The organism is Streptosporangiales bacterium, from assembly GCA_009379955.1.
Lineage (GTDB): Bacteria > Actinomycetota > Actinomycetes > Streptosporangiales > WHST01 > WHST01.
This window is the reverse complement of the sequence record WHST01000201.1, coordinates 1-6,275: the sequence shown is the minus strand read 5'-3', so window position 1 is coordinate 6,275 and position 6,275 is coordinate 1. Positions and strand designations below refer to the sequence as shown.

Here is a 6,275-nt window from a genome sequence, read left to right as displayed (position 1 = left end):
GCACTGGAGAAAGACGTCCGCGAATGGATCAAGATGTGGAACGAGGACCCGAAACCGTTCGTGTGGAAGAAGACCGCGGAGGAAATCCTCGACTCCCTCGCACGATATATCACACGAATTTCCGGCGGGCGACACTAGTGCATCGCCGACGACGTACGCCTCACCAGCGACCAGCCGCTCCTTGGTGAGCTGCCTGCGGTGTGCCTTCAACGTGGGCACGAGTACCGGAGTGAGCGGCAGTTCCCGCTCACCGGCTCTCGTCTTGGATTTGCGGACGTTCAGCGTCTCGGTGTCCAGATCGACGGCATCCCAGGCGAGTCCTAGGACCTCGTGCCTCCGCAGCCCGTGGAGACTGAGCAGCCAGCAGGCGAACAGCCGGTCGCTCTGCACATGTTTGAGGAACTGTCGCGTCTCGTCCACGGTCCACGCCTTGTGGTCAGCCCGCTTGGGCAGCTCGGGCAGCTCGACCAGGCGTGCCACATTCCGGGCGAGGTTGCCCTGTTTGACCTGGCTGTCCAGCACCTGAGCGAGTCGACCTACCACCATCTTGATGGAGGCTGGGCTCAACGGTTGCCCACGCCGGCCGATGCGTCTCGCGGTGCCGTCCTGCATGGCATCCACCAGTTGCTCGACGTGTTCCTTGGTCAAGCTCTGAACCGGCACGGCACCGAGCGCGCGAGTGACCTGCTTCAACTCCTCGCGGTAGGTGCGTCGGCTGTCCGGTGCCAGCTTGCGCTTCCCGGCCAGCCACGTCTCGCATGCCTGCTCGACGGTGAGCGTCTTGTCCGCCATCACGAGCGTGCCCTTATCGCGCTCGACCAATGTCTCGTTGCGCCTGGACTTGGCCTCCTTCAGGGTGCGACGAGTGAACGTGAGCTGACGCCGCTTGCCTGACTTCGGGTCTGGCCCGGCGTCGACGACGACGCGGTAGCGAACCTCACCGGATTCGTAGGTGATCTTGGTGATGCCTTTCACGCCCGTGGGCGCTCGCTGTACTTCCATTGAATCAGTCCTCCTTCCTCTTCTGCCCGGCTGCGCGCAGCGGGTAGATCCATCCAGTGGGACCCGAAGACGGTATCCCAAGACGTCCCAAGACGTCCCTTCTTCATGCGCTCTCCCGAAACGGCTCCAGCTCGTCGGGCTGGATGCCGAGTACTTTCAGTAACTCGGCGGTGGGTACGCGGTAGGAGCTGCGAATACGGAGTATCCGGCAGGGGAACTCGCCGCATCGCGCCAGCTCGTAGGCCGTCGAACGCCCGAGGCCGAGCGCCTTGGCGGCAGTGCCGATGTCGACCGTCACCGGAAGAGCGAGCAGCTCCTCTCGCGACAGGCCGTCGCCGTCTCGTCGATCGATGATCTCATCAGCCTTGGTCATGATCACCGTCCCTTCTCGTCGCCCAAAGGCGCCTCCCGTTGGCTCTTCTGCTCTTGCGGCCTCTGATCCGTGTCACACGTTCGGAGGCCCCTGCCTGCTCGAAACCTCGCCTCTCGGCCGTGAGCAGGGCATCCGATACGTGTAGCGTGAACCGTGCGGATGTCGGCGTCTTTGCAGGTCAGGACCGGATTGATCGGCTCGCCGACTCGTGTAGGTGCACGGTTGGATCCGTACACTTACACAGATGACGGGGCCAGGCGATCACGGTTCGCGGCACGCTTACCAGTCCTGTCCCTCGATGCCGGTCAGGCGATCGCCGGGCCAGGCCATGGCCTCCTCGGGTGGCTCGGCGTCGCCCGCGGCGAACCGTCGAACCGCCGCCGTGATGTCCTGGTGCTCGTAGCCGCGTCCACGTTGTCCGGCGACCATGAATGACTCCCGGCAGGGCTTGACGCCACAGGAGCCGAGCAGCATGCCGAGTCGCCGCGCGGACAGTTGCGGCCGAAGGTGCTCCAACAACACGGCCGTGTGCAGACGATCGACACCGCGAGCAACGAAGACGTCGTGAACCGCGCCGAGGATCGGCGGGACGTTCGACGCCTGGCGCTCGGTAGCGTCGTCTGGCTGACCGCCGGGAATGACCCGAAGCGTCGGTTGTTCGCCGCGGTCGGCACGACGCTCCAGTGGTGACGGGACGAGGCTGGAGGGTGGGAGTCCGAGGCGTTCGGCCGTGCTTGTCTCCTGTGGCGCATGTGCGTCGTTGGTCGGTGGCGTCACTGTGGCGACAGGTCGGGCCCAGGGGACGAGGTGTCCGGCACGTTCGTGGTTCCAGCGGTCGTGGTAGCCGCCAGCTGCGTCGGCGGCTCCAGCGGAGCCGGCGTCGAGGTCGGGGCCGACGTAGGTGTTGCGTTCGGCGATACCGCCTGGTGAGCCGATCTCGCTGTGCTCGACCCACCATGCCTTGGCTGGGACGATGCGGGTGTCCCGGCCGGCCTGGACCAGCATGCTGCCAGGGTGTTCGAGCTTGGCCAGGTCAGCGGCAATCTTCGCGTCACCGAAGATGTAGCGGGCGTCGTTGGGCTCGGCTACGCCGAGCCCGAAGGTGTTCAGGTCGCCGGAGCCGAGCATCGTGACGGTGCCGCGTTGTGCGACGAGGTCCATGTCGACGGCTTCGGACCGGCCTAGCTGAACGATCTGCAGGCCGAGCCGGGAGTTGGCCAGGTTGCCCATCTCGTGCTGCCCGAAGATCAACGCGACCTCTTCACAGAGGATCATGATCTCCGGCAGTCGCGCGCTCGGCACGATCTTGTCGCCACCGGCACCGGAGTTGGCACGGTGGTCGATGACCGCCCTCGCGGCCCGCAGCATCCGGCCTACCTCGTCGCCGGTGGTCGCCACCCAGTCGACGACCGGACGATGCGTACGGCCTTCCAGCCAGGGCAGCAGCCACGGCCCGTCTCTTAGCGTGATCTTGCGGATAGGTTCTCGCATTGGTGTTCTCCTCTCTTTCGAACCTCAGAAGTGCATCGAAATCAGATGCACGACTAGTCTGCGGTGATGCCGCAGAAGCGTCAAGGGCGTATCGGAGCCGAGCTGGTGCTGTTCGACGTGCTCGGCGCGCGGTGGGCGCTCCGGGTGCTCTGGGAACTGGGCGGCGATCCGTTGACGTACCGGGGGATCGCGGAGCGCGTACCTGGTTTGTCCACGAGCGTCCTCACCAGGCGGATACGCGAGTTGCGCGCCGCCGGCCTCATCGAGCACGAGTCGGGAGCTGGCTACCGGCTCACGAAACAGGGTCAAGGCGTACTGACGTACCTGACCGGCCTCGCCGAGTGGGCGCAGCGAGCCAGGTTCGGACCGCGCTCGGACTGACATGCTCACACGCTTTCCCGCAGCGCGGGCTTCTCGTCGGGCTCGATGCCGAGCAGCCGCAGCAGATCGGCGGTCGGTACACGGTACGAGCTGCGGATGCGCAGGATGCGGCACGGGAACTCGCCACTTCGGGCCAGCTCGTACGCCGTGGACCTTCCGAGGCCGAGCGCTCGTGCGGCGGTGCTGATGTCGACCGCGACGGGCAGCGCGAGCAGCTGGTCGCGGGTCAGGCCCTCGTCGTCGTGATGGTCGGTGGTCTCGTGAGTCGCCTCCATGTTCATCGCCCCTTCCGTGACCTGTGCGCACACATCGCGGGTGCCGGCCGACTGCCGTATCCGGGCCTGATCGGCGTGGTCGCGCACGTGTCGATCCGTGTACCGTGTTCTGTGCGCTTGGCCCGTTCGCGCAGGTCAGCGGCCAGGTCGGCCGGTCTGATGACCCTCGGATCGGCATGCTTCGATCCGTGCTCTGCACGCATTGCCGATGGGTCATCGATCGCCATCCGTGCACGCTTGACGGCCGCTGAGACGTCCTCGTAGGCGCAGCCCCGTCCGCGTTGGCTGCGGTCGACGAACGGGTGCTCCAAGGGCTGGACGCCGTAGCCGGCGAGGATCATGCCGAGCCGTTTGCCCGTGTAGCTCGTCAGCGAGGGCTCAGCCAGCAGCCGTGTCGTGTGCAGCCTGGCTGCTCTCGTCGCAGCGAATAGCTCGTATACGGTTGCCAGCACCGGCGGCACCCTCTCCCGCCAGCCGCTCAGCTTCACGTGGCCCACGGCGTTGGCCGGCACGCCATCATCCCCGCCGCCCTCGATGACCTGGAAGGTCGGCTGTTCTGGAGTGCGCTTCTCGAAAGGTGACGCGACGAGCCTCGACGGCGCCAGCCCCAACCGCTCTGCGGTGGCCTGCTCCTTGCGCTGAGAGGTAGTCAGTCGAGGGACGATGACGGCGGGACGGGCGGTCGGGACGAGATGCCCAGCGCGGTCGTGCCTCCACCGGTCGTGGTACCCACCAGCTATGTCCGCGGCGTCAGCCGAGCCGGCGTCGAGGTCTGGCCCCACGTAGGTGTTGCTCTCGGTGATACCGCCGGGGGAGCTAATCTCGCTGTGCTCGACCCACCACGCCTTCGCGGGCACGATGCGGGTGTCCTTGCCGGCCGGGACTAGCATGCTGCCAGGGTGTTCGAGCTTGGCTAGGTTCGCGGCGACCTTGGTGTCGCCGAAGAGGTAGCGCGCGTCGTTGGGATCCGCGACACCGAGGCCGAACATGTTCTCGAGCTGGGACTCGAGGTCACCGGACCCGAGTACCCTCACCCTGCCGCGCTGGGTGACGAGGTCGACGTCGACCGCCTCGGACCGGCCGAGCTGGACGATTTGGAGTCCTACGCGGGCGCTGGGGAAATTGGACATGTCGTGCTGGCCGAAGACTTGTTTCCACGGCATCGACCCGGTGGATCCCGCGCGGCCGCCCTCGACCCCAACGACCCATCGCGGCATACCGGCAGTCGCCGCAGTCCTCGGCGACGTGGAACGTGCGGTTTCGGTGGGCATGGCCACGACGATGCCGGCCCGGCGCACGGGCTGCTCAGCCGTCTCCAACAGTCCGACGGCGACCAGGGTGGCCCGATGGGCGCGGGCGGTGCGAACGTCGATAGTGGGGCCCCCAGACGCCTCGACGGCAGCCCCGTGAGTCCCGACCCGGCCGGTCCTTGGGCGTAGTGTGGCGAGGTCGGTGAGCCGCGACATGGACACGTGGTTGCGGCGCCACCGCCACCACAGATAGGTCCGCAGCGGCGCCGGCGCGAGCCGCGGCCCCTCCCCCGTGACCGGCAGCCCGAGCGCGTGGCGCGGCAGATCGACCCACTGCTGGCCAGCGCCGACACTCGGCCGCTGCAACGCCGTCTTTAGCGTGGACACGTCCCAGCCCTGCCGGGTGACCGCAAACCAGCCGGTGCCGCACAGCTCGGTCTGCGCGGCACGGAACGCTGACGGACCCCGACCGAGCCGTCGACCGAGCTGCGAGTGCGAGGCGCGAGTGCCGCGCAGAGGCCCGGCCGCGAGCACACACCACAGGGCCACCGCCAGGTCGGAGACCGGCGCCGCGATCAGATCGGCGGGGACCTGCAGCACCCCGGGCGCGCCACGCGGGTCGGCGGTGCTGGCTTGTTCGTGCTGTTGGCGTACCATGGTGATTACACGAACGGAGACATAACTCCCTAGCGAACCGGGTCTGGTACATCCGGAACGTTTGCTTAGATGGGCCCCGTAAGGGGGCAAGTTGCCTTTGTGGAGTTAGTGCTCCCGGTTCGCGACGATCTCCCCTCGCTCTTTCCTGTTGGCACAGGCCGCGGCTGTCTGGCGCCGCTACTGGCACTACGTGATCTCGAGCCGCGGAATGTGACCTCACGTCGAAGCCATATCGACGAAGCGGCTGTAGCGGCCCTGGAACGCGACGGCGACGGTCTTGGTGGGGCCGTCGCGGAGCTTGGCCACGATCAGGTCCGCCTCACCCGCCCGCGGTGACTCGCGCTCGTAGAGGTCGTCGCGGTGCAGCAGGATCGCGACGTCACAGTCCTGTTCGGCGCCCTTGCCGCCAGTGAATACTCAGGCGTCGTGCAGCAGCTCGCAGGGAAGCGGGCCCCGCAGCTGAAGTCCTTCAAGAGCACGATCCCTAAGCGCGTTGCCTTAGAAGATGTCGTCAGGGAGCACCTCGTGTCGGGTGAAGAAGGCATCGATCCTGATGTGGAGAAGGTGTACGAGAGTCTGACAACCGAGGCTCTTCGTCGAATAGCGAATCAAGAGGCGGCGAAGGGGAAGCACCATGGTTAAGGCTCGTTGAGACTTCAGCAACCTTCTGTCGGTGCAGCCGATACCGAACGACGACGACGAACCGAGCAATTGTCAATACCTGTGGATAGGTGTGTCATGCAGCTTGCTGCTGACTCGGTTGGTCGTCGGGTCGTTCGACGAGTTTGCCTTTCTTGAAGGTCGCTCCTGTTCGGACGAGGGCGACGAGGTGGGGTGCGTTGACGG

Annotated in this window: 7 protein-coding genes and 1 pseudogene; 2 read left to right on the top strand and 6 right to left on the bottom strand. The window is 66.4% G+C overall.

The features are described 5' to 3' along the window. The 3 genes from GEV10_31540 to GEV10_31530 form a co-directional block, all read right to left on the bottom strand. The coding region (locus tag GEV10_31540) for a tyrosine-type recombinase/integrase (GenBank protein ID MQA82936.1) at nt 1-1,002 on the bottom strand (1,002 nt) is incomplete at its 3' end. A 103-nt stretch (nt 1,003-1,105) separates the two neighbouring features. Beyond that, a complete protein-coding gene (locus tag GEV10_31535; protein ID MQA82935.1) occupies nt 1,106-1,375 on the bottom strand; it encodes a helix-turn-helix domain-containing protein in 270 nt (89 codons plus the stop codon). Nucleotides 1,376-1,654: 279 nt separating this feature from the next. Continuing rightward, on the bottom strand, nt 1,655-2,866 hold the full coding sequence (locus GEV10_31530; protein MQA82934.1) for a hypothetical protein: 1,212 nt from the start codon (nt 2,864-2,866) through the stop codon (nt 1,655-1,657). A 66-nt stretch (nt 2,867-2,932) separates the two neighbouring features. On the opposite strand from GEV10_31530, the gene GEV10_31525 reads away from it, so the two are divergent. Beyond that, entirely contained in the window at nt 2,933-3,247 is a 315-nt protein-coding gene (locus GEV10_31525; protein MQA82933.1) for a helix-turn-helix domain-containing protein, read from the top strand. A 5-nt stretch (nt 3,248-3,252) separates the two neighbouring features. Here the strand turns inward: GEV10_31525 and GEV10_31520 are convergent, their stop codons facing one another. From GEV10_31520 to GEV10_31510, 3 genes and pseudogenes are all read right to left on the bottom strand, one after another. Further along, on the bottom strand, nt 3,253-3,522 hold the full coding sequence (locus tag GEV10_31520; protein MQA82932.1) for a helix-turn-helix domain-containing protein: 270 nt from the start codon (nt 3,520-3,522) through the stop codon (nt 3,253-3,255). A gap of 2 nt (nt 3,523-3,524) precedes the next feature. Continuing rightward, nucleotides 3,525-4,988 (bottom strand): hypothetical protein, encoded by a 1,464-nt coding sequence (locus GEV10_31515; GenBank protein ID MQA82931.1) that lies wholly within the window; start codon nt 4,986-4,988, stop codon nt 3,525-3,527. A gap of 657 nt (nt 4,989-5,645) precedes the next feature. Next, nucleotides 5,646-5,822, bottom strand: a pseudogene (locus GEV10_31510) (replicative DNA helicase). Here GEV10_31510 and GEV10_31505 point away from each other — a divergent pair. Continuing rightward, on the top strand, nt 5,790-6,071 hold the full coding sequence (locus GEV10_31505; protein ID MQA82930.1) for a hypothetical protein: 282 nt from the start codon (nt 5,790-5,792) through the stop codon (nt 6,069-6,071). The pseudogene GEV10_31510 and the gene GEV10_31505 overlap by 33 nt on opposite strands. The last annotated feature ends 204 nt before the right edge of the window (nt 6,072-6,275 follow it).